This window comes from Mycobacterium sp. DL592 (assembly GCF_011694515.1).
Classification (GTDB): Bacteria; Actinomycetota; Actinomycetes; order Mycobacteriales; family Mycobacteriaceae; genus Mycobacterium.
In genome coordinates this window covers 2,528,356-2,555,252 of record NZ_CP050192.1, presented here as the reverse complement: position 1 = coordinate 2,555,252, position 26,897 = coordinate 2,528,356, and the positions used below count along the sequence as shown (strand labels likewise).

29 protein-coding genes and 1 pseudogene are annotated in these 26,897 nt (G+C 67.6%); 16 read left to right on the top strand and 14 right to left on the bottom strand.

What is annotated here, in order from left to right; genetic code table 11:
* Positions 1 to 2 precede the first annotated feature (2 nt).
* From HBE64_RS12360 to hisI, 3 genes are read left to right on the top strand one after another with little or no spacing between them, the layout of a single operon-like run.
* Positions 3 to 821, top strand: coding sequence for an inositol monophosphatase (locus HBE64_RS12360; protein ID WP_167102247.1), 819 nt, complete (start codon positions 3 to 5; stop codon positions 819 to 821).
* Positions 821 to 1,594, top strand: coding sequence for an imidazole glycerol phosphate synthase subunit HisF (gene hisF / locus HBE64_RS12355; protein ID WP_167102244.1), 774 nt, complete (start codon positions 821 to 823; stop codon positions 1,592 to 1,594). The genes HBE64_RS12360 and hisF overlap by 1 nt, the downstream gene beginning before the upstream one ends.
* On the top strand, positions 1,591 to 1,938 hold the full coding sequence (gene hisI, locus HBE64_RS12350; protein WP_167102241.1) for a phosphoribosyl-AMP cyclohydrolase: 348 nt from the start codon (positions 1,591 to 1,593) through the stop codon (positions 1,936 to 1,938). Before hisF ends, hisI begins: the two co-directional genes overlap by 4 nt.
* Here the strand turns inward: hisI and HBE64_RS12345 are convergent.
* The 4 genes and pseudogenes from HBE64_RS12345 to HBE64_RS25000 form a co-directional block, all read right to left on the bottom strand.
* Positions 1,935 to 2,732, bottom strand: coding sequence for an ABC transporter ATP-binding protein (locus HBE64_RS12345; protein ID WP_167102238.1), 798 nt, complete (start codon positions 2,730 to 2,732; stop codon positions 1,935 to 1,937). The two genes, hisI and HBE64_RS12345, sit on opposite strands and share 4 nt — an antisense overlap.
* A complete protein-coding gene (locus tag HBE64_RS12340) occupies positions 2,729 to 3,346 on the bottom strand; it encodes a FadR/GntR family transcriptional regulator (RefSeq protein WP_243841645.1) in 618 nt (205 codons plus the stop codon). The genes HBE64_RS12345 and HBE64_RS12340 overlap by 4 nt, the downstream gene beginning before the upstream one ends.
* 103 nt (positions 3,347 to 3,449) lie before the next feature.
* Positions 3,450 to 3,659 (bottom strand): hypothetical protein, encoded by a 210-nt coding sequence (locus tag HBE64_RS12335; protein WP_167102235.1) that lies wholly within the window; start codon positions 3,657 to 3,659, stop codon positions 3,450 to 3,452.
* A gap of 31 nt (positions 3,660 to 3,690) precedes the next feature.
* Positions 3,691 to 3,921 (bottom strand): annotated as a pseudogene (locus tag HBE64_RS25000) (hypothetical protein); the annotation flags it as partial.
* Between the two features lie 181 nt (positions 3,922 to 4,102).
* Here HBE64_RS25000 and HBE64_RS12325 point away from each other — a divergent pair.
* Positions 4,103 to 4,726 carry a TetR/AcrR family transcriptional regulator gene (locus HBE64_RS12325; protein WP_167102229.1) on the top strand — a complete coding sequence of 208 codons (624 nt, stop codon included), beginning with the start codon at positions 4,103 to 4,105 and terminating at the stop codon, positions 4,724 to 4,726.
* Positions 4,727 to 4,729: 3 nt separating this feature from the next.
* Here HBE64_RS12325 and HBE64_RS12320 read toward each other — a convergent pair whose 3' ends face one another.
* Entirely contained in the window at positions 4,730 to 5,194 is a 465-nt protein-coding gene (locus HBE64_RS12320; RefSeq protein ID WP_167102226.1) for a peroxiredoxin, read from the bottom strand.
* A 55-nt stretch (positions 5,195 to 5,249) separates the two neighbouring features.
* On the opposite strand from HBE64_RS12320, the gene HBE64_RS12315 reads away from it, so the two are divergent.
* The 6 genes from HBE64_RS12315 (at position 5,250) to HBE64_RS12290 (ending at position 12,024) form a co-directional block, all read left to right on the top strand.
* Positions 5,250 to 6,806, top strand: a complete 1,557-nt coding sequence (locus HBE64_RS12315) for an anthranilate synthase component I (protein ID WP_167102223.1) — start codon at positions 5,250 to 5,252, stop codon at positions 6,804 to 6,806.
* The gene (locus HBE64_RS12310; RefSeq protein ID WP_167102220.1) at positions 6,803 to 7,396 is read left to right on the top strand and encodes a TIGR02234 family membrane protein; all 594 of its coding nucleotides are present in this window, start codon (positions 6,803 to 6,805) and stop codon (positions 7,394 to 7,396) included. The genes HBE64_RS12315 and HBE64_RS12310 overlap by 4 nt, the downstream gene beginning before the upstream one ends.
* 79 nt (positions 7,397 to 7,475) lie before the next feature.
* Complete coding sequence (trpC, locus tag HBE64_RS12305; protein ID WP_167102217.1) at positions 7,476 to 8,294, top strand: indole-3-glycerol phosphate synthase TrpC; 819 nt, start codon at positions 7,476 to 7,478, stop codon at positions 8,292 to 8,294.
* A gap of 3 nt (positions 8,295 to 8,297) precedes the next feature.
* A complete protein-coding gene (gene trpB, locus HBE64_RS12300) occupies positions 8,298 to 9,569 on the top strand; it encodes a tryptophan synthase subunit beta (protein WP_167102213.1) in 1,272 nt (423 codons plus the stop codon).
* The gene (trpA, locus tag HBE64_RS12295; protein ID WP_167102210.1) at positions 9,566 to 10,378 is read left to right on the top strand and encodes a tryptophan synthase subunit alpha; all 813 of its coding nucleotides are present in this window, start codon (positions 9,566 to 9,568) and stop codon (positions 10,376 to 10,378) included. Before trpB ends, trpA begins: the two co-directional genes overlap by 4 nt.
* Entirely contained in the window at positions 10,375 to 12,024 is a 1,650-nt protein-coding gene (locus HBE64_RS12290; RefSeq protein WP_167102206.1) for a prolipoprotein diacylglyceryl transferase, read from the top strand. The genes trpA and HBE64_RS12290 overlap by 4 nt, the downstream gene beginning before the upstream one ends.
* Here HBE64_RS12290 and HBE64_RS12285 read toward each other — a convergent pair.
* On the bottom strand, positions 12,021 to 12,695 hold the full coding sequence (locus tag HBE64_RS12285) for a hypothetical protein (protein WP_167102203.1): 675 nt from the start codon (positions 12,693 to 12,695) through the stop codon (positions 12,021 to 12,023). The genes HBE64_RS12290 and HBE64_RS12285 overlap by 4 nt on opposite strands.
* A gap of 76 nt (positions 12,696 to 12,771) precedes the next feature.
* Between HBE64_RS12285 and HBE64_RS12280 the strand changes: the two genes are divergently transcribed.
* Positions 12,772 to 14,292 (top strand): carboxylesterase/lipase family protein, encoded by a 1,521-nt coding sequence (locus HBE64_RS12280; protein ID WP_167102200.1) that lies wholly within the window; start codon positions 12,772 to 12,774, stop codon positions 14,290 to 14,292.
* A 70-nt stretch (positions 14,293 to 14,362) separates the two neighbouring features.
* Positions 14,363 to 16,348, top strand: coding sequence for a phosphotransferase (locus HBE64_RS12275; RefSeq protein WP_167102197.1), 1,986 nt, complete (start codon positions 14,363 to 14,365; stop codon positions 16,346 to 16,348).
* A 1-nt stretch (position 16,349) separates the two neighbouring features.
* Here HBE64_RS12275 and HBE64_RS12270 read toward each other — a convergent pair whose 3' ends face one another.
* The gene (locus HBE64_RS12270) at positions 16,350 to 17,237 is read right to left on the bottom strand and encodes a hypothetical protein (protein ID WP_167102194.1); all 888 of its coding nucleotides are present in this window, start codon (positions 17,235 to 17,237) and stop codon (positions 16,350 to 16,352) included.
* Between the two features lie 138 nt (positions 17,238 to 17,375).
* Between HBE64_RS12270 and HBE64_RS12265 the strand changes: the two genes are divergently transcribed.
* Complete coding sequence (locus HBE64_RS12265; protein WP_167102191.1) at positions 17,376 to 18,113, top strand: DUF4333 domain-containing protein; 738 nt, start codon at positions 17,376 to 17,378, stop codon at positions 18,111 to 18,113.
* A gap of 12 nt (positions 18,114 to 18,125) precedes the next feature.
* Here HBE64_RS12265 and HBE64_RS12260 read toward each other — a convergent pair whose 3' ends face one another.
* The gene (locus HBE64_RS12260; RefSeq protein WP_167102188.1) at positions 18,126 to 18,851 is read right to left on the bottom strand and encodes a FadR/GntR family transcriptional regulator; all 726 of its coding nucleotides are present in this window, start codon (positions 18,849 to 18,851) and stop codon (positions 18,126 to 18,128) included.
* A gap of 125 nt (positions 18,852 to 18,976) precedes the next feature.
* On the opposite strand from HBE64_RS12260, the gene HBE64_RS12255 reads away from it, so the two are divergent.
* Both HBE64_RS12255 and HBE64_RS12250 read left to right on the top strand, forming a co-directional pair.
* On the top strand, positions 18,977 to 19,477 hold the full coding sequence (locus tag HBE64_RS12255; protein ID WP_167102185.1) for a gluconokinase: 501 nt from the start codon (positions 18,977 to 18,979) through the stop codon (positions 19,475 to 19,477).
* On the top strand, positions 19,474 to 20,910 hold the full coding sequence (locus HBE64_RS12250; protein ID WP_167102182.1) for a GntP family permease: 1,437 nt from the start codon (positions 19,474 to 19,476) through the stop codon (positions 20,908 to 20,910). The genes HBE64_RS12255 and HBE64_RS12250 overlap by 4 nt, the downstream gene beginning before the upstream one ends.
* 7 nt (positions 20,911 to 20,917) lie before the next feature.
* Here the strand turns inward: HBE64_RS12250 and HBE64_RS12245 are convergent, their stop codons facing one another.
* The 3 genes from HBE64_RS12245 to HBE64_RS12235 all read right to left on the bottom strand — a co-directional run bounded on the left by HBE64_RS12245 (position 20,918) and on the right by HBE64_RS12235 (position 22,926).
* Positions 20,918 to 21,316: an RDD family protein gene (locus HBE64_RS12245; RefSeq protein WP_167102180.1), complete on the bottom strand. Its 399-nt coding sequence runs from the start codon at positions 21,314 to 21,316 to the stop codon at positions 20,918 to 20,920.
* A gap of 198 nt (positions 21,317 to 21,514) precedes the next feature.
* Complete coding sequence (locus HBE64_RS12240) at positions 21,515 to 22,288, bottom strand: DoxX family protein (RefSeq protein WP_167102176.1); 774 nt, start codon at positions 22,286 to 22,288, stop codon at positions 21,515 to 21,517.
* 65 nt (positions 22,289 to 22,353) lie between these two features.
* Positions 22,354 to 22,926 (bottom strand): TetR/AcrR family transcriptional regulator, encoded by a 573-nt coding sequence (locus HBE64_RS12235; protein WP_167102174.1) that lies wholly within the window; start codon positions 22,924 to 22,926, stop codon positions 22,354 to 22,356.
* A gap of 82 nt (positions 22,927 to 23,008) precedes the next feature.
* Here HBE64_RS12235 and HBE64_RS12230 point away from each other — a divergent pair, with 82 nt between their 5' ends.
* Positions 23,009 to 23,689 carry a class I SAM-dependent methyltransferase gene (locus tag HBE64_RS12230; protein ID WP_167102172.1) on the top strand — a complete coding sequence of 227 codons (681 nt, stop codon included), beginning with the start codon at positions 23,009 to 23,011 and terminating at the stop codon, positions 23,687 to 23,689.
* On the opposite strand, the gene HBE64_RS12225 is transcribed toward HBE64_RS12230, so the two are convergent.
* From HBE64_RS12225 to HBE64_RS12215, 3 genes are read right to left on the bottom strand one after another with little or no spacing between them, the layout of a single operon-like run.
* Positions 23,679 to 24,755, bottom strand: coding sequence for a prenyltransferase (locus HBE64_RS12225; RefSeq protein ID WP_167102170.1), 1,077 nt, complete (start codon positions 24,753 to 24,755; stop codon positions 23,679 to 23,681). The genes HBE64_RS12230 and HBE64_RS12225 overlap by 11 nt on opposite strands.
* The gene (locus tag HBE64_RS12220) at positions 24,739 to 25,470 is read right to left on the bottom strand and encodes a class I SAM-dependent methyltransferase (RefSeq protein WP_167102168.1); all 732 of its coding nucleotides are present in this window, start codon (positions 25,468 to 25,470) and stop codon (positions 24,739 to 24,741) included. The genes HBE64_RS12225 and HBE64_RS12220 overlap by 17 nt, the downstream gene beginning before the upstream one ends.
* On the bottom strand, positions 25,464 to 26,735 hold the full coding sequence (locus HBE64_RS12215; RefSeq protein WP_167109119.1) for a glycosyltransferase family 4 protein: 1,272 nt from the start codon (positions 26,733 to 26,735) through the stop codon (positions 25,464 to 25,466). Before HBE64_RS12215 ends, HBE64_RS12220 begins: the two co-directional genes overlap by 7 nt.
* Between the last annotated feature and the right edge of the window lie 162 nt (positions 26,736 to 26,897).

Here is a 26,897-nt window from a genome sequence, read left to right as displayed (position 1 = left end):
GCATGGCGGCGCGGTCGGTGGATCTCGAGGCTCTGGTGACGCAGGCGGCGGCGATTCTGGACGATGCGTCCACGCCCTTCCTCGTCGGCCATCGGGCTGAATCGGCCGTACAGAAGAAGGGCAACGACTTCGCCACCGAGGTCGACCTGGCCATCGAGCGTCAGGTGGTCGAGGCACTGGAGTCGGCCACCGGCATCGGCGTGCACGGCGAGGAGTTCGGCGGCGCGGACATCGACTCGCCCCTGGTGTGGGTGCTTGACCCGATCGACGGAACGTTCAACTACGCGGCGGGCTCACCGATGGCCGCGATCCTGCTCGGCCTGCTGCGCGACGGCGAACCGGTGGCGGGGCTGACCTGGCTGCCCTTCACCGAACAGCGCTATACCGCGGTGCTCGGCGGCCCGGTGTACTTCAACGGCGTCGCCCAGCCACCGATCGACCGCAGCGAGATCGCGCAGTGCGTCATCGGGATCGGCACCTTCAACGTCGACTGGAAGGGCCGGTTCCCCGGGCGCTACCGGCTGGCCGTGTTCGAGAACCTCAGCCGGGTGTGCTCGAAGCTGCGGATGCACGGTGCGACGGGAATCGACATGGCCTACGTCGGTGCCGGAATTCTCGGTGGGGCAATCAGTTTCGGTGACCACATCTGGGACCACGCGGCCGGGGTGGCGCTGGTGCGAGCGGCCGGGGGCATCGTCACCGACCTGTCCGGTGAGCAGTGGACGGTGTCGTCGCGCTCAGCCCTGGCGGCGGCGCCCGGGGTGCACGAACACATTATGGAGATTCTGGATCGAGTCGGCTCCCCGGAGGACTACCGGTAATGGACGTTGCGGTACGTGTGATTCCCTGCCTGGACGTCGACGCCGGGCGGGTGGTCAAGGGCGTGAACTTCGAAAACCTCCGCGATGCAGGCGATCCCGTCGAGCTCGCTGCGGCCTATGACGCCGAGGGCGCCGACGAACTGTGCTTCCTGGATGTGACGGCGTCATCGTCGGGGCGGGCCACCATGCTCGATGTGGTGCGCCGCACCGCCGAGCAGGTGTTCATCCCGCTGACCGTCGGCGGCGGGGTGCGTTCGGTGGCCGACGTGGACTCGCTGTTGCGTGCCGGGGCGGACAAGGTGTCGGTGAACACCGCGGCGATCGCGCGCCCGGAGTTGCTTGCCGAGCTGTCCCGTCAGTTCGGGTCGCAGTGCATCGTGCTGTCGGTCGACGCTCGCACGGTGCCGGAGGGTTCGTCGTCGACGCCGTCGGGTTGGGAGGTCACCACGCACGGCGGGCGCAAGGGTACCGGGATCGACGCGGTCGAATGGGCAACGCGCGGAGCCGAATTGGGTGTCGGTGAGATCCTGCTGAACTCGATGGACGCCGACGGTACCAAGGCGGGATTTGATCTGACGATGCTCAAGGCCGTCCGCAAGGCGGTGACGGTGCCGGTGATCGCCAGCGGTGGGGCAGGGGCCGTCGAGCATTTCGCTCCCGCCGTGGCGGCCGGTGCTGATGCGGTGTTGGCGGCCAGCGTGTTTCACTTCCGCGAGCTGACTATCGGTGAGGTGAAGGCGGCGATGTCCGCCCAGGGGGTGATCGTCCGATGAGCCTGGATCCCGCTATCGCCAAGCGCCTCAAGCGCGACGCCAACGGATTGTTCGCGGCCATTGCCCAGGAGCGCGGCACCGGGGACGTCCTGATGGTCGCCTGGATGGACGACGAAGCGTTGGCCCGCACGCTGGAAACCCGGGAAGCGACGTACTACTCGCGCTCGCGCGGCGAGTACTGGGTCAAGGGCGCGACATCGGGCCACACCCAGCACGTGCACTCGGTACGGCTCGACTGTGACGGTGACGCGGTGCTGCTGGAGGTCGACCAGGTCGGCGGCGCCTGCCATACCGGTGATCACAGCTGCTTCGACGCCGACCTGCTGCTCGGCCCGGAAGGCTAGACGTCGATCGCGGTCGCCTTGGCTCGTGCGGTCCAGCGACCCTCGGCATAGCCCACCGCGATCGGGTGGGCGAACGCCGTCGTGACATTGTCGGTCGAAATCGTCTGCCGTGCGGGGCCACTGGCCACGGTGCGGCCGTCGGCGATCAGCAAGGCATGCGTTGTGGTCGTCGGCAACTCTTCGAGGTGATGGGTCACCAGAATCGATGCGACATCGGGGTGTGTCCGGTCCAGGGTGTCGATGGTCTCGAGGAGTTGTTCGCGCGCCGCGACATCCAACCCCGTCGTCGGCTCGTCGAGTAGAAGCAGATCGGGTTCTGAAATTAGGGCTCGCGCAATGAGAGCGCGGCCCCGTTCGCCCTGCGACAGCGTCGGCCACACGTCGTCGGCCTTGCGGGTCATCCCTACCGCGGCGATCATCGCGTCGGCCCGCTCGCTCTCGGCGGCGCTCGGCGTCCAGCGCATCGGGATGTCGATCGTTGCCGTGATGCCGGTCAGGACCACCTCACGCACGGTCAGCGAATACTGCAGGCGGTGGCGGGGATTGACGTGTCCGATCGACCGGCGCAAGACGGCAAGGTCCGTGCGTCCCATTTGACTGCCGAGGATGGTCACCGTGCCCGTGGTGGGGAACGTCACCGCGGCGCAGAATCCGAGCAGCGTGCTCTTGCCGGCGCCGTTGGGCCCCAACAGCGCCCAGTGTTCGCCCGCGTGAACGGTCAGCGAGATGCCGTCGATGATCTGCGTGCCGTTGCGGCGGAAGGTCACGTCGCGTAGTTGCAGAACCGGGGTCATGAGTACGATTCCTTCAACGACGTCAGGTGCGATCGGCTGGCGATGGCCGCGGCGACCGGATCGCGATCGGCTATCGCATCCGCGAGTTCCCGGTGTGCGGCATGGTCGCCTTCTTCCGACGGCAGCGCGTGGATCTTGAGCATGTCGATCATCGCGAGCCGCAATCGCGGCAGGAATGCGTCGAACAACTGCGTCAGTACGTCGTTGTGAGCGGCCGCGACGACCGCTCGGTGAAACGCGGCGTCGGCGTCGACATGGTCGGGGACCGCCAAACCCAGGACGCCGCGGGCGGCCAGTGCGCGGCGGATCGCCCGGAGATCTGCGGGGGTGCGCCGGGTCGCCGCCAGCGCCGCCGCCTCGGCTTCGATCGCGATCCGCGCCTCGATCACGGCCGCGATGGTCGTGCGCCGCAGTATGGTGTCCCAGTCCTCGACGGCTTCGGTGGCTGTAACGAACACCCCGGCGCCCTGACGGCTGTCGAGTACGCCCCTCCCGGCCAGTTCGCGGACCGCCTCCCGCAGCGTCGAGCGGCCGACGCCCAGCTGTGCGGCCAAGGTGGTCTCGCCCGGAAGTCGATGTCCCAGCGGCCATTCGCCGTCCCGGATGCGCGTCATCAACAGCTGGGCCGTCTGCGCGGCGAGCGGGTGGCGCTGCACTTGGGTGATAGGGGTGAACACGACAAACCTCTCTGCTTGTCTGAGGAGTTGTCCCCGAAGTCTACCCACCGGCCGAGCGCAGGACGAACCTGATTACCCCGGCGGCCACTACGGCGCACACCAGCAGGTCGGTCCAGGTGGCGACGAGTTCGTCAGTGCCTTTGCCGCGCTTGGCCACGTGGCGTAGACCGGCTAGTCCCAGGTAGACCGCCCCCGGCGCGGTGCCGAGCAGACCCCAGCCGGGCGCGAAAGGCAGCGGCCATGGCGACAAGCCCCATGCTCAGATTGGCGTAGCCGAGTTCGTGCACGATCTGGTCGGCACCGGAATCCTCGATGCCGAGGATGCCGTGCGCGGTGCGGCCGGGATTGGCCAGTTGGCTGAAGCCCGCGACCAGCAGGCGGGTGCCTACGCCCCAGAAGGCCCACCATGCGATGAAGACGGCGAAGGGGTCACCCCCGTGGAGCGCCAACTGCAGGCCACCCGAGACCGCCGGAAGGATCAGGGTCTGCAGTAGTACTAGAACGATGTACATGTTCGAATCACCTTGTGATCACGAGTGCTTGATGTAGCTACGGTCTTGGCGCACATCGAGTGGTTGTCGCCGGGCGCAATCTGTCCGCCGCCGACCAAGTGACGTCATGCCGCATTCCCCTCAACTTACATTTGTTAGGTTACGTGTGTAAGGTAACAGCCGTTAAACTGTTGGCGCAAGCATGATCGGCGAAGAGTGGAGCGATATGGCCCAGAAGGTGCGCAGCCGGAACAAGCGCGGCGAGGGCGATCAGTTGCGCACCGAAATCATCAGTGCGGCAGCAGACCTCATCGATACAGGGGATGACGTGCGGGCCTTGACCCTACGTGGCGTCGCCCGCCGGGCGGGTGTTAGTGCACCGTCGATTTATCCACATTTCGGCGACCTCGAGGCAGTGCTGGATGCCGTCCGAGAGGGGGGTTTCGCCGAGCTGGATGCTTCGGTCGAACAAGCCATGGCCGGCGCGTCGGCTCCAGATGAGCGGCTGATCGCCGGTTGCCTGGCGTATGTGCGCTACGGCTGGAGGCACCCTCGCCGATACCGCTTCATGATCGCCGCCGACGGATTTGCGGCCAATGCCGTCGACACCTTCCATCGGGTAGAGCAGGCGCTGCGGGAATGCGCCGATGCGGGGTTGTCGACCAGTCTCGACACCCACACCGACGCATTCTTGCTATGGGTCGGTATGCACGGCATGGCAACGCTGGAGAAGCCCGACCGCGCCGCGCTGCGCCGGCTGGGGCCGCTGGACCGCGTTGCACTTACCGCGACGCTGGCCCGGCGGCTGGGCCGCTTGGCGGGCTGAAACTCAGGTCGTCTTTCGGTCGCGCAGCAGCGCCAGCGCCTTGTCGGCGTGGGTGTCCATGTTGACCTCGCTGGAGATCACCTCGAGCACGGTGCGATCGGTGTCGATGACGAACGTCGTGCGCTTGACGGGCAGGAACTTGCCCAGCAGCCCGCGCTTGACTCCGAACGCGTTGGCCACCGCGCCGTCGGCGTCCGACAACAGCGGGTAGTCGAAACGTTGCGACTCGGCGAACTTGGCCTGCTTGTCCACCGGGTCGGTGCTGATTCCGACTCGGGAGGCGCCGACGGCGGAGAACTCGCCGGCCAGGTCACGGAAGTGGCAGGCCTCCTTGGTGCAGCCGGGCGTCATCGCGGCGGGGTAGAAGAACAGCACGATCGGCCCGTCGGCGAGCAGGCTGCTCAGCGAGCGCACAGTGCCGGTCTGGTCGGGCAGTTCGAAGTCGGCTACACGGTCACCACGTTTCATGGGTGACCAGGCTACGCCGGTCAATCCGGCACGGTGAGTCTGGGAAGATGTAGCCGTGCACTCCACCCTCGCCGTCACCACCTCGCGCGACGAGTTCCGGACGCTGGCCTCGGAACACCGCGTGGTCCCGGTGACCCGCAAGGTGCTTGCCGACAGCGAGACGCCGCTGTCGGCGTACCGAAAGCTGGCCGCCAACCGCCCGGGAACCTTCCTGCTTGAGTCCGCCGAGAACGGCCGGTCGTGGTCTCGATGGTCGTTCATCGGGGCCGGCGCGCCGTCGGCGCTGACCGTGCGCGACGGGCAGGCGGTGTGGCTGGGCACGACGCCGCAGGGTGCCCCCGTCGGCGGTGACCCGCTGGACGCGCTGCGCCAGACGGTGGAGCTGCTGTCCACTGGGCTCCCGGCGGGCAGGAGCGAAGCGACCGGGGGAGTAACGGGGCCGGGCATGCCGCCGTTGTCGGGAGGCATGGTCGGCTTCTTCGCCTACGACTTCGTCCGCCGCCTCGAGCGTCTGCCGGAACTGGCCGTCGACGATCTCGGGTTGCCCGACATGCTGCTGCTGCTGGCCACCGACCTGGCTGCCGTCGACCACCACGAAGGCACCATCACCCTGATCGCCAACGCGGTGAACTGGGACGGCACCGACGACCGAGTCGACTGGGCCTATGACGACGCCGTCGCCCGGCTGGATGTGATGACCAAGGCGCTGGGGCAACCGCTTCCGTCGACAGTGGCCACCTTCTCCCGGCCCGAACCCCGGCACCGCTCCCAGCGCACTGTGCAGGAGTACAGCGCCGTCGTGGAACGTCTGGTCGGGGAAATCGAGGCCGGCGAGGCGTTCCAGGTGGTTCCCTCGCAACGCTTCGAGATGACGACCCGAGCTGATCCCATTGATGTCTACCGGATGCTGCGGGTATCCAACCCGAGCCCGTACATGTATCTGCTGCAGGTTCCCGATGAGGCTGGGGGAACGGCGTTTTCCATCGTCGGCTCCAGTCCCGAGGCGCTGGTGACGGTCCAGGATGGTTGGGCCACAACACATCCCATCGCCGGAACCCGCTGGCGGGGCCAGACCGAAGAGGAAGACCAGCTGCTCGAGAAGGAACTGCTGACCGACGAGAAGGAACGCGCCGAGCACCTGATGCTGGTCGACCTCGGCCGCAACGATCTCGGCCGGGTGTGTGTGCCGGGCACCGTCCGAGTGGAGGACTACAGCCACATCGAGCGCTATAGCCACGTCATGCATCTGGTGTCCACCGTCACCGGTCTGCTCGCCGAGCACCGCTCCGCACTGGACGCGGTGACGGCCTGCTTCCCGGCGGGCACCCTGTCCGGCGCGCCGAAGGTGCGCGCCATGGAACTCATCGAAGAGGTCGAGATGACCCGCCGCGGGCTCTACGGCGGTGTGGTCGGCTACCTCGACTTCGCGGGCAACGCCGATTTCGCCATCGCGATCCGGACCGCACTGATGCGCGACGGCACGGCCTACGTGCAGGCCGGCGGCGGCGTGGTCGCCGACTCCAACGGCTCCTACGAGTACAACGAGGCCGCAAACAAGGCCAAGGCGGTGCTCAACGCGATCGCGGCCGCCGAGACGCTGGGCGCGCCGTGATCCGTCTCGGGCAGTTGCTGTTGGTCGTCGCAGCTGTCGGGCTGTGGGTGGCCTCCCGACTGCCCTGGGCGACGATCACCTCGTTCGACGGACTCGGGCAACCCAAGACGGTCACGCTCAACGGCGCCACCTGGTCCAACGCCCTGCTGCCGATGGCCGTGCTGCTGTTGGCGGCAGCGGTGGCCGGCCTGGCCGTGCACGGCTGGGGACTGCGCGTGATGGCCGTCCTGGTGGCCGCCGTGAGCCTGGCGCTGGGCTATCTGGGCCTGAGCCTGATCGTGATGCCCGACATCGGGCCCCGCGCCGCTGAACTGGCCCAGGTGGCGGTGGCGTCGCTGGTGGCCAGCGAACGGCACTATCCGGGTGCGGCCCTGACGTTGGCGGTGGCGGTGTGCACCCTGGTGGCTGCCGTCCTGCTGCTGCGTTCGGCAGGCACTGCCCGGCAGACCGCGGCCAAGTACGCCGCGCCCGGGGCGCGGCGAGCAGCCACCCGGGACGCAGACGCCCAGGCCGGGCTGTCGGAGCGGAGCATGTGGGATGCGCTCGATGAGGGTCATGATCCGACCGAGTCGAACACCGAGGGTCGGTGATGGCGTATAGCCAGCGAGCGGCTACCCTTTCACGGACATCAATGTCACGGTAGAACCGGCAAGAAGGGACCCGACTGGCATGAGTTCGGCAACCGTGCTCGACTCCATCATCGAGGGAGTCCGCGCTGACGTTGCCGCCCGCGAGGCGATCGTGAGCCTCGACGAGGTCAAGGCAGCCGCCGAGTCCGCACCCGCCCCGCTTGACGTGCTTGCCGCGCTGCGCGCTCCGGGTATCGCGGTCATCGCCGAAGTCAAGCGCGCCAGCCCGTCACGTGGCCAGCTGGCCAACATCGCCGACCCCGCCGAGCTGGCCCGCGCCTATCAGAGCGGCGGTGCCCGGGTGATCAGCGTGCTCACCGAGGAGCGCCGTTTCCACGGCTCGCTCGCCGACCTTGACGCAGTGCGCGCTGCCGTCAGAATTCCGGTGCTGCGCAAGGACTTCGTCGTCCGGCCGTACCAGATCCACGAGGCCAGGGCGCACGGCGCCGACATGCTGTTGCTCATCGTTGCCGCACTCGAGCAGCCGGCCCTGGAGTCGATGCTTGAGCGCACCGAATCGTTGGGGATGACGGCTCTGGTTGAGGTCCACACCGAGGAGGAGGCCGACCGGGCGCTGCAGGCCGGGGCCAAGGTCATCGGTGTCAACGCGCGCGACCTCAAGACGTTGGAAGTGGACCGGGATTGCTTCGCGCGCATCGCGCCGGGCCTGCCATCGGACATCATCCGGGTGGCCGAGTCTGGTGTGCGTGGCACCGCCGACCTGCTGGCCTACGCCGGTGCGGGCGCCGACGCGGTGCTGGTTGGCGAGGGCCTGGTCACCAGTGGGGATCCCCGCAGCGCGGTGGCTGACCTGGTGACCGCCGGAGCCCATCCGTCGTGCCCGAAACCCGCCCGCTGAGTCGTGGCTGACATCTCGACGCCGAACGTGCCGCGCACCAGTGCGGCCGTTGCCGAGCCGACCACACATGATCCGGACGCCCGCGGACATTTCGGCGAATTCGGTGGCCGCTATGTGCCCGAGGCGCTGATGGCGGTCATCGAAGAGGTGACCGCCGCCTACGAAAAGGCCCGCACCGATCAGGAATTCCTCGATCGGCTCGACAACCTGCAGACCCATTACGCCGGCCGGCCGTCCCCGCTGTACGAGGCGGTCCGGCTCAGCGAGCACGTGGGGGGAGCGCGGATCTTCCTCAAGCGCGAAGACCTCAACCACACCGGTTCGCACAAGATCAACAACGTCCTCGGGCAGGCGCTGCTGGCCAAGCAGATGGGCAAGACCCGGGTGATCGCCGAGACCGGCGCGGGCCAGCACGGTGTGGCCACCGCGACGGCGTGCGCGCTGCTCGGCCTGGAGTGCGTGATCTACATGGGTGCCGTGGACACCGCCCGCCAGGCACTCAACGTGGCCCGGATGCGGCTGCTGGGTGCCCAGGTGGTCTCGGTGGAGTCGGGATCGAAGACGTTGAAGGACGCGATCAACGAGGCCTTCCGCGACTGGGTCACCAATGCCGATGCGACGTATTACTGCTTCGGTACCGCGGCAGGCCCGCACCCGTTCCCGTTGATGGTGCGTGACTTCCAGCGCGTGATCGGGATGGAAGCCCGTACCCAGATCCTCGCCCAGGCCGGCCGGTTGCCGGATGCGGTGACCGCCTGTGTGGGCGGCGGCTCCAACGCCATCGGCATCTTCCATGCATTCATCGACGACCCCGGGGTGCGTCTCGTCGGCTACGAGGCCGCCGGTGACGGTGTCGAAACAGGACGCCACGCCGCCACGTTCACGGGTGGGACAAAGGGCGCCTTCCAGGGCTCGTACTCGTACCTGCTGCAGAACCGTGACGGCCAGACCATCGAATCCCATTCCATCTCAGCCGGTTTGGACTATCCCGGGGTGGGCCCCGAGCATGCGTTCCTCAAGGACATCGGCCGCGCGGAGTACCAGCCGATCACCGACGTCGAGGCGATGGACGCGTTCGGGCTGCTGTGCCGGATGGAGGGCATCATCCCGGCCATCGAGTCGGCACACGCGGTGGCGGGCACGGTGAAACTGGCGGCCGAGTTGGGCACTGGTTCGATCGTGGTGGTCAACCTCTCGGGCCGTGGCGACAAGGACGTCGAGACCGCGGCCAAGTGGTTCGGGCTGATGGACAGCCCAGCCAAGGGGGACCTGTGACCGTGCAGCACAGCCAGCCGGGCCGGCTGGCCACGGTGTTCGACGCGTGTCGGGCCGAGGGCCGCGCCGCCCTCATCGGGTACCTGCCCACCGGCTACCCGGATGTCGAGACGTCGATCGAGGCCATGGTCGCGATGACCGAATCTGGTTGCGACATCATCGAAGTCGGTGTGCCCTACTCCGATCCCGGGATGGACGGGCCAGTGATCGCGACCGCGACCGAAGCCGCGCTGCAAGGCGGAGTCCGGGTGACCGACTCGCTGCGGGCCGTCGAGGCCATCAGCGCCGCGGGAGGCAACCCGGTTGTCATGACCTACTGGAACCTGGTGTTGCACTACGGGGTTGACGCGTGGGCTCGCGATCTGGCCGCCGCCGGAGGCTTGGGCATGATCACGCCCGACCTGATTCCCGACGAGGCCGACAAGTGGTTCGCCGCCTCCGACGCCCACAATCTGGACCGAATCTTCCTGGTCGCGCCGTCCTCGACGCCGGAGCGACTCGCCAAGACCGTGCAGGCGTGCCGCGGTTTCGTCTATGCCGCGTCCACGATGGGTGTCACCGGTGCCCGCGACGTCGTGTCGCACGCCGCACCGGCGCTGGTGCATCGGGTCAAGGAGGTCTCCGACATTCCCGTCGGGGTCGGTCTCGGGGTGCGCTCACGCGAGCAGGCCGCCGAGATCGCGTCGTTCGCCGACGGGGTGATCGTCGGATCCGCGTTGGTGTCTGCACTCACCGATGGGGTACCGGCTGTGCGGGCGCTGACCGAAGAATTGGCTGTTGGAGTGCGACAGAAGGTGCCTGCTTCGTGACGACGACTGTGCTGGCGTATTTCCCGAGTCCGTCACAAGGTGTCTGGCATCTGGGTCCGGTACCGATCCGCGCGTACGCGCTGTGCATCATCGCCGGGATCATCGCCGCGCTGATCCTCGGGGATCGCCGGTGGGAGGCGCGCGGCGGAGAACGCGGCGTGATCTACGACATCGCCTTGTGGGCGGTGCCGTTCGGCTTGATCGGTGGCCGGCTGTATCACCTGATGACCGACTGGCGGACCTATTTCGGTGAGGGCGGTGCCGGAATCGGCGCGGCTCTGCGGATCTGGGACGGCGGTCTGGGGATCTGGGGTGCGGTTGCCCTCGGTGGTGTCGGGGCGTGGATTGCCTGCCGGCGCAGGGGGATTCCGCTGCCGGCGTTCGGTGATGCGGTGGCGCCGGGCATCATCTTGGCGCAGGCCATCGGCAGGCTGGGCAATTACTTCAACCAGGAGTTGTACGGCCGCGAGACTACATTGCCGTGGGGCATGGAGATCTTCTACCGGCGTGATTCGTCGGGGATGGTCGACGTGCACTCCCTCGACGGTGTGTCCACCGGCCAGGTTGCGGCTGTCGTGCAGCCCACGTTCCTCTACGAATTGCTCTGGAACCTCTTGGTTTTCGTGCTCCTGCTGTGGGCCGACCGACGGTTCAAGTTGGGTCATGGCCGGCTGTTCGCACTGTATGTCGCCGGCTATTGCGTCGGCCGGTTCTGGGTCGAGCTGCTGCGCGACGACACCGCGACGCATATCGCCGGTATCCGGGTGAATTCGTTCACCTCGGTGTTCGTGTTCATCGGCGCGGTGGTCTACATCATGCTGGCGCCCAAGGGGCGCGAGGATCCGTCCACGCTCGGCGGTACGCGCACCGATACCGAGACGAGCCCTGTCGAGGAGCTTGCCGAAGAGTTGGTGGCAGCGGCCAAGGGCAGTGGCATCGTCGCTGCCGCAACCATTGCGGGTGAGCACGAGGCTGAGGACGCCAAGGCCGTCGGCGATGTCGAGGACGCCGAGGCTGTGGTTGAGTCTGAAGCTGAGCCGGAGCCTGCTGCCGAGCCTGCTGCCGAGCCGGAACCTGAAGCCGAGGCTGAGGCAGAGACAGCTTCTGAGCCCGAGGCCGAGACCGCGGCTGGAGTTGAGCCGGAGCCCGCGGCTGAAGCTGAGCCCGCGGCTGAAGCTGAGCCGGAAGCTGCGCCTGAGCCCGCGGTCGAAGCTGAGCCTGAGCCGGAAGCTGCGCCTGAGCCGGCGGCTGAAGCTGAGCCCGAGCCCGAGCCCGAGCCCGAGCCTGAGCCCGTGGCCGAAGCTGAGCCCGAGCCCGAGCCTGCGGCCGAGCCGGAAGCTGAGCCTGAGCCCGTGGCCGAAGCTGAGCCCGAGCCCGAGCCTGCGGCCGAGCCGGAAGCTGAGCCCGAGCCCGCGGTCGAAGCTGAGCCCGAGCCGGAAGCTGCGCCTGAGCCGGCGGCTGAGGCCGAGCCCGCGGCCGAGCCGGAAGCTGAGCCTGAGCCTGAGCCCGAGCCCGCGGCCGAGCCGGAAGCTGAGCCCGAGCCTGTTGCTGAACCCGAGCCGGCACCCACGCCCGCCGCGCAGCGTCGCGGCTTCACGGGCACGGTCCGCCGTATCCTCTGGGGCGTCGAGATTCGTCGGGACTAGCAGACGTACTTGAGGCCGATCCCGGGTGGCGGTGTGATCTGTTGGGCGCAGGCGTAGGAGTCCACTCCGCTGTCTGCCATCCGAATCGCCGACTGGTGCGCGTAGTTCACGCAGTACAGGGCCGTCGAGTCGGTGCGGCAACGGAAGTCGCCGAACGACAGCGACATGTCGACCGGCAATGAGGGCCCCTGCCCACTACCGAACCGTCCCGGGTCGCCGTGCGCCGAGCCGACCAACACGGTCGCGCCGTCGAAGTCGACCCAGCCACCCTTCCACTGGCCGTACACATCCGGAGGTTGCGGCGGCGGATCGGTCAGGTTCACCAGACAGGCCAGCCCCGGAGCGCCGTGGCGGCCGTCGGTCATACACGTTGTGCCCGCCGGCGTCGTGAACGCCACGTCGTCGCCCAGATCGGTGCTGACCCCTCCGCGAAGCGCGATGCGGTACTGGGCCGAGTCGACCGGCGCACCGCCTTCGATCCACGTGATCACCCCGGCGATCGGAACCCCGGGCGGCGGCGCCGCCGACGACGTGGTCGTCGTGGGTGACGTCGATGCCGTCTTGGGGGACGGAGTAATCGGCGTGAGGGCCGTCGGGCGCGCCTGGCCGCCGGTCGACCCGGAACATCCGGCGACCAGCAGCGACGCGGCGAGCAGCACGGCGATTCGCATCCAGCCAGGCTAGCTGCCGGGGCCCGACCGGGACGTCAGGCGCGTCGGGGGGCCAGTTGTTCGATACCGTCGAGTAATGCACGAACACACCGTCCGGTCGACGACCACTGCCGGCGTCGTCGAAGGATTCACCCGCGACGGGGTCAACCGCTGGCGGTCAATCCCTTACGCTCGGCCGCCGGTGGGTGCACTGCGCTTTCGTGCGCCGCAGCCGCCACAGCCGTGGCGCGGTGTCCGGTACTGCCACAGCTACGCCAATTGCGCGCCGCAGCAGCGGCGTTACACCCTGCTCGGGGTCGGCAAGTACCAGCCGATGAGCGAGGACTGCCTGACGCTGAACGTGGTCACCCCGCAGTGGTCCGGGCCGGCCCCCGAGGGTGAGCCGCTGCCGGTGATGTTCTTCATCCACGGCGGCGGCTACATCATGGGCAGTTCGGCCACCCCGCTGTACGACGGTGCTGCGCTCGCCCGTCGCGGCTGCGTCTATGTGTCGGTGAACTACCGACTCGGGGCGCTGGGCTGCGTCGACCTGTCCTCGTTGTCCACCCCCGACATTCCGATCGACAGCAATCTGTATCTGCGCGATCTGGTCCTGGCGCTGCGCTGGGTGCGCGACAACATTGCCGGCTTCGGCGGTGACCCCGACAACGTCACCATCTTCGGTGAGAGCGCGGGCGCACATGCGGTCGCGACGCTGATCGCGGTCCCTGAGGCCGAAGGCCTTTTCCGGCAGGCGATTTCGGAAAGCCCGGCCTCGGGTCTGGTCAGCACGGGGGACACCGCCGCAGCCATCGCCGCCAAGTTCGCCGGTGCCCTCGGTGCCGAAGGACCGGATGCCGCTGCGGCTTTGATGCGGGCCCGGCCCGCGGATCTGGTGCGCACCCTCGATGTGCTGCTCGAGCGCAGCCTGCACGAGATGGACGGCGCGTTCGCCGTCGGCCCCACCCACGGCGACGACATTCTGCCGCTCGACCCGATCGAGGCGATGAGAACCGGTGTTGCGCATCAGGTTCCGCTCATCGTGGGAACCAACGCCGACGAAGGCAAGCTGTTCACCCGATTCATGAAGCTGTTGCCCACCACCGAGCACGCCATCGAGAAGCTGCTGGCCTTCGCCGAACCTGAGACCCGGGACCGCATCACGGCGGCCTATCCGGGCTATCCGCGTCCGGAGGCGTGCGTCCAGCTCGGCGGCGACTTCGCGTTCGGCACCGCCGCCTGGCAGATTGCCGAGGCGCATGGTGCGCACGCCCCGACCTACGTCTATCGCTACGACTACGCGCCGCGCACACTGCACTGGTCTGGGCTGGGCGCCACGCACGCGATGGAACTCCTTGCTGTGTTCGACATCTACCGAACCCGATTTGGCGGGGCGCTGACGGTGGGCATCGACCGGCCATCAGCGCTCAAGGTGAGCCGCGAGGTGCAGAGCCGGTGGCGCAGTTTCAGCCTTTCGGGCGTGCCCGGTGACGGCTGGCCGAGCTACTCCCATCCGGAGCGGCCGGTGCTCGTCTTCGACCGCCACACCCATCTCGAATACGACCCGCACGCCCATCGTCGCGAGGCCTGGGCAGGTTTCTCGCTGGCCGGCCGCTAGCGTTTGACACGCGTCAAAAAGTCGCTCGAAAAGCTATCGCCGGGCGCCCCCGGTGTCCTAGGTTGGTCGGGTGCAGACCAATGACATCGTCGTCGAACGCCCCGCTGACCTCACTGCCGACTGGCTGACCGCCGCCGTCGCAGCGGGAACGGTCACCGACTTCACCGTCGATCGCATCGGCACCGGCCAGATGAGCGAGTGCTACCGCATCGGCCTGACCTATGCCGACGGCCAGCACGGTCCGTCGAGCGTCATCCTCAAGGTTGCCGCCACCGATCCGGTGAGCCGCCAGACCGGACTCGCGCTGGGGCTCTACGAGCGTGAGGTCAGGTTCTACACCGAAGTGGCACCGCGGCTCGGCGGGCCGATCGCGGAGTGTTTCCACACCTACTACGACCCGCAGAGCGGCATCTTCACCCTGCTGATCGACGACGCGGCACCTGCGGTCGTCGGTGACGAAATCCGCGGCGCCACAAAGCAGGACGCAATCCTCGCACTGACCGAACTCGGCCGGCTGCATGCCCCGGTGATTGGTAGCGAGACGTTCGCCCACGCAGACTGGCTCAACCGTGAGGCCCCGCTGAACCAGGCGCTCATCACCCAGTTGTACGCCGGATTCGTCGACCGCTACGGCGATGCCATCACCGACGAGCAGCGCCTGGTCTGCCAGCGCCTGGTCGACACCTTTGACGCCTACCTCGCCGGCGAGGCCGCGCCCGGGCGCATCAAGGGCCTGGTGCACGGCGACTATCGGCTGGACAACATGCTGTTCGGCCGCCCCGGGTCACGTCGCGACCTGACGGTCGTGGACTGGCAGACCGTCGGCTGGGGGCCGGCCATGACCGATGCCGCGTACTTCATCGGGTGTGCGCTCACGGTCGACGAGCGCCGAGCACATTACGACGACCTACTGCGGGCCTATCACTCCGGCCTCGGCCCGGAGACCGGTGTGACCCTCGATCAGGTCCGCGACGGGGTACGCCACCAGAGCTTCGCGGGAGTCATGATGGCCGTGGTGTCCTCGATGCTCGTCGAGCGCACCGAACGCGGCGACGAGATGTTCCTGACCATGCTGGAGCGGCACAGCCAGCACGTGCTGGACACCGGCGCCCTCGATATTCTGCCCGCCGGCCCAGAGCCGGCGCCGGTGCCCGACGCGGTCGACGAGGGCAGCCACGAACCGGGCGACGAGCCGCTGTGGAACGAGAGCTGGTATTGGGACTTCGCCGACCGCGAACAGGGGATCGGCGGCTGGATCCGGCTGGGGCTGGTGCCCAACCAGAAGGTGGCCTGGATCAACGCGCTGGTGTGCGGGCCCGGCATGCCGACCGTCGCACTTCTCGATTTCGAGGCGCCGGTGCCCGCGGATCCGGCAACCGTCGTCGGCGATGGCGTGGAACTGCGGCACGGGGCGACGGTTCCGCTGCAGTCCTACCGAGTCGAGGTGCACGGCGCGGCACAGGCATACGACGATCCGTCTGCGATCCTGCGGGGCGAGCCTGGCCGGCCCGCCGAACTCGCGATGGATCTGACATGGACTTCGACGGGTACCCCGTACGCGTACCGGATCACTAGCCGCTATGAAATCCCCTGCACCATAACGGGAACCGTCACGATCGACGGGCGTACCTATCACATCGAGGCGGTGCCGGGTCAGCGTGACCACTCCTACGGTGTACGCGATTGGTGGAGCATGGACTGGGTCTGGAGTGCGCTTCACCTCGACGACGGGACGCACCTGCACGGTGTCGATCTGCGGATACCCGGCCTTGATCCGGTCAGCGTCGGTTACATCCAGCGGCCGGGGGAGCCGGTCGTCGAGACAACCTCGGTGACCGCCGAAGCGACGTTCGAGGACAACGACCTTCCGGCGCAGACCAGGATCGTCTACGAGCCGGGCCCGGTCGACACGACAATCCGGGTGTTGGGCCACGCGCCGGTTCGACTGGTCGGTCCCGACGGCCGGGTCAGCCAGTTCCCGCGGGCCTGGGTGGACGTCGAAACCAGCGATGGCCGCCGCGGCGTCGGCTGGGCGGAGTGGAACCGCAACCTCTGAGTCAGAGGTGTGCTGAGCTGTCGTCGAGTTCGTCGCGGTTCAGCCCCATCGGGGTGGCGGCCGGGATGTCACCTCCGGCGATCACCAAGTTGGTCAGCGGGGTCAGTCCGGCGAACAAGCGCTCCACTTCGGAGTCGGTGAGAGCTGAGAGTGCGCTCAGCGCCAGGGTGTTGGTGCGGTCTTCGACCCGCTGTTTGAGCGCATGGCCCGCTTCGGTGAGTTGTCCTGTGCCAGTGAGCAACCCGCGTGCCGATAAGCTATCCACGCAGGACTGCCACTCCTCGTCGGTGTAGTCACGGCTGCGTTTGAGGAAGTCCGGCGGTACCGCGCCGGCCGCGGCGTGGAGCACATTGGCCTCCCGTCCGCTGACCCCCTCGGTCACCAGGGCGGCGATGTGGCCGTCGCCGCGGTGCTCGCGTAACAGCGTGGCGGCGTGCCACAACGTTGCCAGCGGGGTCTGCGGCAACGGCAGCGCCAGATTCGCCGCGAACAGTGGCCGACCGTCCAGTGGCGCCCCACGAGCAGCTGCGGCTGCCAGCTCGGCTGTCTCGGCGAGTCCTGCTGTCTCATCGGTGAGGCCGTATCGGCGCAGCGCGGCGACCGCGGTGTCCTGACGCACTCGCAAGACCTCGGGCGGTCCGGCGACGTCCCACACCGCGGGCACCATCCGCCGGACCCGGTCGGCGGAGAAGTTGTAGAAGATGGCCGTGATCACCTCGGGGGCCACGGGTCCCAGCGGTGCGGATCGCGCGGCGAAGTAACCGCGCCAGAATCCGGTGAATCCCATTTCGCCAAGTCGGTTTTGGGCTTCGGGAGCGAAGTAGGTGACCGCGTGGACGGGTTCGAAGCGGTCGAAGAAGCGCCTGGCCAGCTGTGGGGATCTGCTCACCTTCAGCAGTTAACCACCCGCGGGGCGCGAGCCGGTCGCGGACCTTCGGGTGGTTAAGCCCTGTGCGGGCCGTGCGCTTGGTATCTTGCTGGCGGATGCGCGCGGTGGGCGTACATCGGCAAACGCTGGGAGGCCACGATGCGACGGACAGGTGCGATTTTGGCGGCGCTGGTGCTCAGTGGAGCGGCGCTGTCGGGGTGCTCGTTCAGCGCCTCGACCGGAAAGCCCGTGGTGGACAAGGCCGATCTGCAGAAGGACATCAGCGATCGACTCGCGAAGGCCGGCCAGAAGCCGGAGTCGGTGACCTGCAACGACAACCTGGAGGGGGAGGTCGGCAAGACCACCCGCTGCGAGGTGGTGCTCAGCGCCACCAACAGTTTCGAACCGATCGTGACTGTCACCAAGGTCGAAGGCACGACTGTCAGCTACGACATGGCGCCTGCGGTGAACAAGGAGCAGCTGCAGAAGGCGGTCTCGACCCTGGTGTCGGACTCTTCGGGCGTGAAGGTCGACTCGGTTAGTTGCGAGTCGGGCCTGGAGGGCAAGACGGGCGCCGAGGCGCACTGCGATGTCACCGCGGGCGGGGTCACCCTGAGGCGCACCGTCGACGTCACCAAGGTCGACGGCCTGATGATGAACTTCACGGTCATCCCGGTGTTGCCCAAGGCGCAGGTGGAGAGCTCACTGCTGGATCAGCTCGCGGCGCAGCTGGGTCAGCGCCCGGATTCGGCGGACTGCAGTGACAACCTCGAAGGCAAGCCGGGTACCACGGTTGATTGCGCGGTCGTCGCCGGTGCGGACCACCAGGACTTCACCCTGACCGTGTCGACGGTGGAGGGCGACACTGTCAACTACAGCTTCGCGCCCAAGGCCTGAGCGGGCGTCCGGCTAGCGGGCCGGCTGCGCGGCATCGGCATCGGCTGCGACTGCAGCCGCCGACTCGTCGATAATGGCGCGCATCGCCCGTTCGGCGGCGTCCTCGTCGCGCAGCCGCACTGCGCGGGCCACCTGATCGTGTAACTCGATGGCCGCGGGGTTGGGGGTCGGCGGCATCATCCCGTGATGGGTTCGCCCGGCCAGCACCTCGGCCACCACATCGTAGAGCGCGCGGAACATCTCGTTGCCGCTGGCTTCCAGCAGGGCTCGGTGAAAAACCTTGTCGGCCAACAGGTATGCGTCCAGGTCGCCCGAGCGGCCGTGGACCACCATGTCGGATACCGCGGCCGCCATGATCCGGCACTGATGCGGGTCGGCTCGGCGCGCGGCCAGTGCTGCGGCGGCCGGTTCGAACCCGCGCCGCAGTTCGGACAGCGAAAGCAGTTGGGCCGCACGATCTCCCACGTCGAGCCGCCAGCGGATGACTCTGGGGTCGAAGACGTTCCACTTGCTCGAGGGCTGAATGGTGATACCGACCCGCCGGCGGGGTGCGACCATTCCCATCGACTCGAGGACCCGGACGGCTTCGCGGGCGACCGACCGGGAGACGCCGTGGGTGGCGCTGACGCCCTCGAGGTTGAGCACCTGGCCCGGCTGGTAGTGCCCGGAGACGATGTCCCGGCCCAACGCGGTCAGGACACTGCCGTGCAGCTCACCGACTATTGGCTCCGAAGTCACCCATACATGTTGTCATACGAGGTGCTTACCTCAGTAAAAACAGATGCATAACGATTTTGGCTTGATTAAGTATGACTATTGATGAGATGCTGTGTGACATGCCGCACAGCAGGGTAGACGCAGGCATGACCTCACCGATCGTGGTCATGGGGGTGTCCGGTTCGGGGAAGTCCACCGTCGGCGCCGCCCTGGCCCAGCGGCTACGTGTGCCTTTCGCCGATGCCGACGACTTCCATCCACCAGCCAACATCGCCAAGATGACGGCCGGTCACGCCCTCAACGACGAGGACCGCTACCCGTGGCTGGAAGCCATCGGCCGGTGGTTGGCCGATCACCGAGACGGCGGGGTGATGAGCTGCTCGGCGCTCAAACGCAGCTACCGCGACCAGTTGCGCCAGCACTGCGCCGATGTCAGATTTCTGCACCTGAGCGGGTCGCCCGACGTCATCGCCCGCCGCCAGGCCAGCAGGCCCGGCCACTTCATGCCCGCCTCGCTGTTGGCATCCCAATTCGCCACCCTCGAACCCCTCGACGACGACGAGCACGGGATGGCCGTCGACGTCGACCAGAGCATCGACGCGATCGTCGAGAGCTACATGTCCCGCACGACAGGAGAGAACGCATGAATCAGTCCGGCATTCTTCTGGCCGAGGCGCCGAAACTCCCGCAGCCGGTGGCGTCCGGGTGGCAGCTCATCTTGGCCTTCCTCGCCGGCATCGCAGTGATCGTCGTGCTCATCACCGTCGCCAAGCTGCATCCGTTCTTGGCCCTGATCTTCGGCGCCCTGACAGTCGGAGTCGTTGCCGGGGAGAACCTCGAGAAGGTACTGAAGTCGTTCGCCGACGGCTTCGGCACGACCGCGGCCGGAGTCGGCATTCTGATCGCACTCGGCGCTATGTTCGCCAAACTCCTGGCGGATTCGGGCGGCGCCGACCAGATCGTCGACACCATCGTCGGTCATGCCTCGCCACGCGCACTGCCCTGGGCCATGGCGCTGGTCGGTGCCATCATCGGGTTGCCGATGTTCTTCGAGATCGGCCTGGTGCTGCTGATGCCGGTGATCTACCTCGTCTCGCGGCGTTCCCAGCTGTCCGTGGTCACCGTGGGAATCCCCGCTCTGGCAGGCCTTTCCGCAATGCACGGGTTCGTGCCGCCGCACCCCGGCCCACTGACCGCGATCAACCTGCTCGGTGCCGACCTCGGGCTCACGCTCGCACTGGGAGTCGCGGTGGCGATCCCGACGATCATCGTGGCCGGGCCGCTGTTCGGGAAGCTCGCCGGACGCTGGGTCGTCGTCGACGCGCCCGACACCTTCGCGCCCGACGAATTCGCCACGCGCCGCGAGGGTCCCGGCGCTGCCATCGCTGCCGACGAAGCCCGGCAGCTCCGCCGCCCGTCGTTCGCCATGACATTGTTCAGTGTCCTGCTACCCGTCGGCCTGATGCTGGGCAAGGCGCTGGTGGATATCTTCATCGACAACGAAAACCAATGGTTCCGAATCATTTTCGACGTCCTTGGCACGCCGCTGGTGGCCCTGCTGCTCGCCGTGATCGTCGGCATCTTCACCCTCGGCGTCGGGGCCGGGATGACGCGCAGTCAGTTGACCACCTGCATTGAGTCGGGTCTGCCTCCCGTCGCAGGCATCATCCTGATCGTCGCCGCCGGTGGCGGCTTCAAGCAGGTGCTCGTCGACAGCGGGATCGGCACGCTGCTCGCGGACTGGGCCAAGGGCGTCAACATCTCGGTGATCCTGCTGGCCTGGCTGCTGGCGGTGCTGATCAGGCTGGCGACCGGGTCGGCGACGGTCGCGACCATCACCGCGTCCTCGCTGGTGCTCGGACTCGTCGACGGTCTCAGCAACCCGCAGCTGTCTCTGGTCGTGCTGGCCGTCGGCGCCGGCTCGCTGTTCTTCTCACACGTCAACGACGCCGGCTTCTGGTTGGTCAACCAGTACTTCCGGCTCAGCGTCGGTCAGACCATCAAGACCTGGTCGATCATGGAGACGGTGCTCTCGGTGAGCGGCCTGGTGGTGGTGCTGCTGCTCGGCCTACTGATCTGAGTCGGCGTCAGCCCTTGACCACTTGCGTGCCGCCTGCAAGTTCATCGTGCTTGCCCTGCTTGCTCGGGCTGTTGTTGATCGTCACCGCGATGACGATATAGGCGATGACCCCGAGCAGCCCGCCGATGTAGGGGACCACCGACAGCAGGGTGAACGAGTTGCGGATCGCCGCCTGCTGAAGGGTCGGCTTGGGTGCCCCACCGGGGCCGCGGACCGAGAGCCCGAGGATTTTCTTCGCCGGCGTCCAGCCCTGGGTGCCCTCGAAGAACAAGAAGTAGGCAAACGTCAGCAGGCCCGAAAACAGGCCGGTGACAAGGATATTGCTCGTCGCGTGGAACAGGAACGCCAGGATGACCGCGACGATGCTGACGAGGATGCCGTCGATCAGCCGGGCGGCAAAACGCACACCGAGGCCGCCGGGCTGTCCACCCGGAAGCGGCGGGGGCGGGTAACCAGGCTGACCTTAGGGGTTAGGCGGCGGGTAGGCGTTGGGGTCGTAGTCACCCGTCGTCATCAGATCTCCTCGGTGCCGATGTCATGGGGCACTCAATCTACCCCGCAGATCGGCCGGGATCTGAGGCTTCGCCGCGCCTTGATCAGAACCTCAGCGTTTGGCCAGCCTCTTGGCTCGCGAACGGGTGGTGTCGGCCAGTTCGCCGCTCTGCTCACGCGCCGCTTCGGCGATCTCCGCGCCACGTTCGCGGGCCACCTCGACCACCTCTGCACCGCGTTCACGAGCCACGTCGGCCAGCTCGGCACCGCGTTTGCGCGCCGCCTCCAAGAGGGGAGCGGTACGTTCGCCTGCCACCAGGGCCAGTTCGCGGCCGCGCTCTGCGCCGACGTGCAGGCTATGGCCGACCTTGTCGGCCAACTCGCTGTCCAGCACTGCCGAGCTTGAGCCGGGCAGCGTTGCGGAGACGGCCTCGGTGACCTTGCGCGCCGCGCGACGCCCGCGCCAGCCCAGTGACGGCTTACCCGCGGTATCCGCAGAGGCGATGATCAGCCCGCCGAGCAGGCTGATGTCGGTCATGAACTCCCGTCGCTTCTGCGTCTTGCGCTGCGGGTCGTTCTCGTTCCAGAACATATGCGCGCCGAGGTTGGCCGGAATCACCGTGGCCGCCAAGGCTGCCGAGGCCAGCCGCGGCAGCCGGCCCGTGGCCAGTAACAGCCCGCCGCCGATCTGAACCGCGGCCGTCACCTTCGCGAACGTCTCCGCATCACTGGGCACGCCGCTGCCGATCGGGTCAGGAAGCTTCTGCAGTCCCTCCAACGTCGGGCGGGCGGCGTCGGCTGCCAGTTTGGGGCTGCGCAAGGCATCGATACCCTGGCCGATGAACACGGCCGCCAGCATGGGACGGGCCACTCTGCGAATCAACATGGCGCCGGTGTTCCCGGCCGCGCCCCCGGCCAAACCCGCCGCGGTGCCGACTCAGTGTCGGGCCGTCAGCTCAGCAGCATTCGCGCGGACCGCTCGAGCTTCGAGGAGATCTCGGTATACGAAGCGTAACCCATCCCGGCGCGCACCAGCGTGCCCGCGCACAGCTGCTCGAGAGACTCGACGACCTCTGAATCTGCTTGTGCGCCAAGGGCTGTGCAGAGTCGGTCGTGGATCTCTCTGCCGATGCGGAAGCGCAGGTGCTCGACGTCGGGATCCTTGCCCAGCAGGGCGGTGGTCACCGCACCGGCCAGTTCGGGCTCGTCGGCGACCAGCAGGGCGATGTTGCGCAACACCACCACCACGCGGTCCGCCGGATCGGCGGAGTCGAACGGGGGAGCGGGGGTCGAGGCCAGCCGGCGCCAGAACACCTCGGCGACCAGATGCTCCTTGGACGAGAAGTAGGTGTATGCCGTGGCCGCGCCCACACCTGCCTCGGCGGCCACCATCCGAATCGTCAGACCGGCGAAACCTTCTCGGCTCAGCACCTCCACCGCAGCGCGCCCGAGGCGATCGACGGTGGCGGCCTGCTTGGCTGTCAACCGGCGCCGTGTCGCTTCGCGAGCTACCGGTTCAGACACATGTCCGGACGCTACTACAACGCCTAATGGTCGACAAGATGCGCGCTGGCCATCCGGCATGACGACACGATAGGTTCAGTGCATGAGCCGTACCGAGACCGCGCTTGCCGCGCAAACTTCCCGACTGTTCGATCTGGCCGACGAAGTGATCGGGTTCATGCCCGCCGACGAAGGCCGCGCGCTCTTCGACGCGGCGACGCGCTACCTCGATCACGGGGTGGCCGTCGAGATCGGCACGTACTGCGGCAAGTCCACCGTGTTGCTCGGCGCGGCGGCCGCCGCCTCCGACAGCGTGCTGTACACGATCGATCACCACCATGGATCCGAGGAGCACCAGCCGGGCTGGGAGTTCCACGACACCTCGATGGTCGACCCGGTCAGCGGCCGCTTCGACACGCTGCCCACCTTCCGCCGCACACTGGATGCCGCCGGCCTCGACGACACCATCGTCGCCGTGGTCGGCAAGTCGCCGGTGGTCGCCCGCGGGTGGCGCACCCCGCTGCAGCTGCTGTTCATCGACGGCGGCCATAGCGAGACCGCCGCCCAGCAGGACTTCGAGGGCTGGGCCAAGTGGGTGTCGCCCGGTGGCACGCTGGTCATCCACGACGTGTTCCCCGACCCGCGCGACGGCGGCCGGCCGCCGTACAACATCTATTGCCGCGCACTAGAATCCGGTCATTTCACCGAGGTGAGCGCTTTCGGTTCGCTGCGGGTCCTCGAGCGCACCTCCGGAGCGGCAGGCGAGGAACCCGTCAGCGCCTGACGCACTCACAGTCGTAGTCGCCCTCGAGTCCGCGGGGCAGTTCGGCCGCGCGGAAAATCCCGCTGCCGCCGGTCGTGACCGACAGCGCGTCGGCCGCCAGGATCATCGCTGCACCGGTCCAGGTGGTGCGCTCCACCGGCCAGCGCTTGCCGTCGGAGAACACCAGGCCGGTCCAGTAGGAACCGTCGGCTTCGCGCAGGTGCTGCATCGCGGCGAATTGGGTCAGCGCGCGACGGCGTTCACCCATGGCGTCCAGCGCCATCACGAATTCGCAGGTTTCCGCACCGGTGACCCAGGGCCGGTCATCGACGCACCGGATGCCCAGGCCGTCGACGACGAAATGATCCCACCGTTCGGCGATGCGGGCGTTGGCCTGTGACCCCCGCACGGCTCCGCCGAGGATGGGGTAGTACCAGTCCATCGAGTGGTGGGGCTTCTCGGTGAAGGAGTCCGGGTGATCGCTGATCGCGTGGCCAAGACGGCCCAGTGCCACCTCCCACTCGGGCTGCGGGTCGTCGACGTAGTCGGCCAGCGCGAGCGCACACCGGATGCTGTGGTACACGCTGGCACACCCGGTCAGCAGCGCCTCGGGTAGCGGCCCGGAAGGGCCTTGGGCCCAATAGATCTCACCGGTGCCGGCCTGGAGTTCCAGGACGAAGTCGATGGCCGCGCACACGGTCGGCCACATCTGCTCGCCGAAGCGGCGGTCACCGGTCACCAGCACGTGATGCCATATACCGGTGGCGATGTATGCGCAGAAGTTGCTATCGCTGTTGGCGTCTTCGATGACTCCGCGCCGGTACTGGATTGGCCAGGAACCGTCGGCGCGCTGCTCGCGCCGACACCAGTCGTAGGCTGCCCGGGCAGGCTCGGTCAACCCCGCCACGCTCAACGCCATGGCGCACTCGACGTGGTCCCAGACGTCGGTGTGCCCGGTCTCCGACCAGGGGATCTCACCCGAGGATTCCTGCACCGCGGCAATGGATTCCGCGGTCTGGCGGCACTGTTGCGGAGTGAGAATCCCGGTTATGCCGGGCACACCGTCGAGATCAGGTTGCCGCGCCATCGGTCACCGGCTTCTCGAAGTAGAGCGCGACGCTTTTGCCCACCACGGGGTTGAGCGCGGACTCGGCCACCCTGGTCAGCGCAGGCCTCGACATCATGTCCCAGACCAGCAGCTTGTGATACGCCTTGACCGCCGGATGCTCCGGCTTTTCCACGCCGACAGCGCATTTGAGCCACCAGAACGGTGAATGCAGCGCGTGGGCGTGATGAGAGTGGGTGAACGTCAGGCCGCCCCGGACCAGCTTGTCGCGCAGCTCGTCGGCTCGGTAGATCCGGATGTGGCCGCCCTCGTTGGCGTGGTATTCGTCGGAGAGCAGCCAGCAGATCTTCTCCGGAAGCCAACGCGGCACGGTCACCGCCAGCGAGCCGCCCGGTTTGAGCACGCGGATCAGTTCGGAGATTGCGGCGTCGTCGTCGGGGATGTGCTCGAGGATCTCCGAGGCGATCACGCAGTCGAAGCTGCCGTCGGGGTAGGGCAGGGCCAGCGCGTCACCGACGACCACCTGGGCCTTGGCGGACTCGGGTGCCTCGCCGGCCTCTCCCATCGCCTGCAGCATCGTGTCGACGTTGGCCAGTTCCTCGGCGTCCTGGTCGAAGGCGATCACGTTGGCGCCGCGTCGGTAGGCCTCGAAGCTGTGCCGCCCGGCGCCGCATCCGACGTCGATCACATTGCTTCCCGGCCCCACGTGCAGCCGGTCGTAGTTCACCGTCAGCATGGTTCGTCGACCACCTCGATGTCGGAGTGGACCCGCCCGGTGCGGGCGATCGCCTGTTCATATACCCGTACTGTCTGCGCGGCTACCGATTCCCAGCTGAACACGTCGAGCGCTCGGCGCCGCCCCGCGGTGCCGAGCCACTGCCTGCGCTCGGGGGAGCTGAGCAGTCGGTCCAGGGCGAAGGTGAGTTCACCGACGTCGCCGGGTGTCACCAGGTCGGCGCACTCACCGTCGGCTCCGAGCACCTCGGGCAGCGCCCCGGCCCGGCTGGCCACGATCGGCGTCCCGCTGGCCATCGCCTCGACCGCCGGAAGGGAGAACCCCTCGTACAGCGACGGGATGCAGGCGATTTCGGCCGAGGCGAACAGCTCGGCGAGCTCCGCGTCGCTCAGGGCGCTGGAGGTGTGCACGATGTCGGAGATGCCGAGTTCGGCGATCAGCTTCTCGGTGGTGCCGTTCGGTTCCAGCTTGGCGACCAGCTGCAACTGCAGGTCGTGCTCGGCACGCAGCCGGGCCACTGCCTGAAGCAGGTGACCGATGCCCTTCAGCGGCCGGTCAGCGCTCGAGATCGCGATGATGCGCCCCGGGACGCGCGGCAGGTCGCGCGGTTTGAACAGCTCGGTGTCAACACCGAGGGGGACCACCCGCAGCTGCTGTGGGCTCACGCCGAAGTCGTCGGCGATGTCGGTGGCCGACGACGACGAGACGGTCAACAGGTCGGGAATGTTGCGGGCAACCTTCTTTTGCATCTGGGCGAAGCCATACCACCTGTGCACCAAAGGCTTTCGCCACCACTTCGCGGCGGCAAGGTCCAACACCCGGTCGCGGGTGATCGGATGGTGAACGGTGGCTACCACCGGCAGCCCGCTCGCGGCGATCTTGAGCAACCCGGTGCCCAGGCACTGATTGTCGTGCACCACGTCGAACTCACCGCGACGCTTCGCCAACAGGCGGGCGGCGCGCAGGCTGAAGGTGCGCGGCTCGGGGAAGCCGGACGTCCACATGGTGGCCAGTTCGAGCAGGTCGATCCGGTCGCGGATCTCGCTGGGCCGGGGCACCCGGAAGGGGTCGGGCTCGCGGTAGAGGTCCAGGCTCGGTACCTCGGTCAGCCGGACCCGCGGATCGAGAATCTCGGGGTAGGGCTGACCAGAGAAAACCTCCACCTGGTGGCCCAGTTCGACCAGTCCCTGGCTCAGGTGACGGACGTAGACGCCCTGCCCACCGCAGTGTGTCTTGCTGCGATAGGACAGCAACGCAATTCGCATGGTCATGCTCCTGAACTGTCCGTGATCGACGCGGCCGGGTTACCCGTCAGGCTCGCATGTGTCATGGTTGAGGTATCCGGACATCGGCGGCGAGCTGTCTGGACATGTGTCTGGACTATAATTCGATTAGCTACATGTTGCAACGTAAGTACCGGGCGGACG

Excerpts from the sequence above, each read along its gene's own strand:
- HBE64_RS12220 (WP_167102168.1), bottom strand. The coding sequence starts at position 25,470 with ATGCTGACGGTGAACTACGACCGGCTGCACGTGGGGCCGGGAAGCAAT.
- HBE64_RS12320 (WP_167102226.1), bottom strand. The coding sequence starts at position 5,194 with ATGAAACGTGGTGACCGTGTAGCCGACTTCGAACTGCCCGACCAGACC.
- HBE64_RS12240 (WP_167102176.1), bottom strand. The coding sequence starts at position 22,288 with ATGTTGATTCGCAGAGTGGCCCGTCCCATGCTGGCGGCCGTGTTCATC.
- hisF (WP_167102244.1), top strand. The coding sequence starts at position 821 with ATGGACGTTGCGGTACGTGTGATTCCCTGCCTGGACGTCGACGCCGGG.
- HBE64_RS12340 (WP_243841645.1), bottom strand. The coding sequence starts at position 3,346 with ATGACGCGCATCCGGGACGGCGAATGGCCGCTGGGACATCGACTTCCG.
- HBE64_RS12250 (WP_167102182.1), top strand. The coding sequence starts at position 19,474 with ATGAATCAGTCCGGCATTCTTCTGGCCGAGGCGCCGAAACTCCCGCAG.
- HBE64_RS12325 (WP_167102229.1), top strand. The coding sequence starts at position 4,103 with ATGATCGGCGAAGAGTGGAGCGATATGGCCCAGAAGGTGCGCAGCCGG.
- HBE64_RS12265 (WP_167102191.1), top strand. The coding sequence starts at position 17,376 with ATGCGACGGACAGGTGCGATTTTGGCGGCGCTGGTGCTCAGTGGAGCG.
- HBE64_RS12215 (WP_167109119.1), bottom strand. The coding sequence starts at position 26,735 with ATGCGAATTGCGTTGCTGTCCTATCGCAGCAAGACACACTGCGGTGGG.
- HBE64_RS12255 (WP_167102185.1), top strand. The coding sequence starts at position 18,977 with ATGACCTCACCGATCGTGGTCATGGGGGTGTCCGGTTCGGGGAAGTCC.
- HBE64_RS12280 (WP_167102200.1), top strand. The coding sequence starts at position 12,772 with ATGCACGAACACACCGTCCGGTCGACGACCACTGCCGGCGTCGTCGAA.
- HBE64_RS12225 (WP_167102170.1), bottom strand. The coding sequence starts at position 24,755 with ATGGCGCGGCAACCTGATCTCGACGGTGTGCCCGGCATAACCGGGATT.
- HBE64_RS12345 (WP_167102238.1), bottom strand. The coding sequence starts at position 2,732 with ATGACCCCGGTTCTGCAACTACGCGACGTGACCTTCCGCCGCAACGGC.
- trpC (WP_167102217.1), top strand. The coding sequence starts at position 7,476 with ATGAGTTCGGCAACCGTGCTCGACTCCATCATCGAGGGAGTCCGCGCT.
- HBE64_RS12230 (WP_167102172.1), top strand. The coding sequence starts at position 23,009 with ATGAGCCGTACCGAGACCGCGCTTGCCGCGCAAACTTCCCGACTGTTC.
- hisI (WP_167102241.1), top strand. The coding sequence starts at position 1,591 with ATGAGCCTGGATCCCGCTATCGCCAAGCGCCTCAAGCGCGACGCCAAC.
- HBE64_RS12360 (WP_167102247.1), top strand. The coding sequence starts at position 3 with ATGGCGGCGCGGTCGGTGGATCTCGAGGCTCTGGTGACGCAGGCGGCG.
- HBE64_RS12285 (WP_167102203.1), bottom strand. The coding sequence starts at position 12,695 with ATGCGAATCGCCGTGCTGCTCGCCGCGTCGCTGCTGGTCGCCGGATGT.